Below are 592 nucleotides of genomic sequence, written 5' to 3'. Positions count from 1 at the left end.
TAGCTTGGCATACTGGCAGGATCAGTCAATAGCTAAAAAAGATCCTTAGAAAATAATTTGTCTTGGTGAATAGTTACAATAAAACAAGGATTGAGAAATATAATGTCAGCAGTCGCTAGCTTAAATGACTTCAAGTTATTGAACATCAAATGTAAAAAGTACTTTGAACTATACTCTAAAGGTGCAAGTTTTCTAAACCCTCCTAAAACAGACAAGTTGAAAGAGCGCTTTGGCTTTTATCTTTTTATGCTTGAAAACTTATGTGATGAAAAAGATCTAGACCGTATCAGTGATATTATTACAGATACTGAGTATAATGCCCATCTAACTAATGATCGTCACAATGATCAAGGTATTGATGCTCTTTATATCAATGATGAAAACAAAGAGATAATGCTATTTAACTTTAAGTTTAGAGAGTCGTTCAAGCTTGGGCAGATGCAAAGTGAGAATGATGCATTTGTATCAACCAAGCTAGTTAACTGTATTTTAAATAGTAGTTCTGAGGGACTACACACGGCAAGATCATTATAAATTGAACTTATAGAGCAAGTAGTGATCAGATCAAGGCATAATAATTACTTGGTCGCAT

The 592-nt window shown here is 33.3% G+C and carries 1 protein-coding gene; it reads left to right on the top strand.

The window, feature by feature from the left end:
- Positions 1–102: 102 nt before the first annotated feature.
- The gene (locus AAEZ18_RS18355) at positions 103–534 is read left to right on the top strand and encodes a hypothetical protein (RefSeq protein ID WP_350595512.1); all 432 of its coding nucleotides are present in this window, start codon (positions 103–105) and stop codon (positions 532–534) included.
- Positions 535–592 lie beyond the last annotated feature (58 nt).

Origin of the sequence: Pseudoalteromonas sp. 19-MNA-CIBAN-0066, assembly GCF_040308705.1 — a bacterium.
GTDB classification, from domain to species: domain Bacteria; phylum Pseudomonadota; class Gammaproteobacteria; order Enterobacterales; family Alteromonadaceae; genus Pseudoalteromonas; species Pseudoalteromonas nigrifaciens.
Note: the sequence above shows the minus strand (reverse complement) of the source record. Positions and strands in the feature narration are given on the sequence as shown.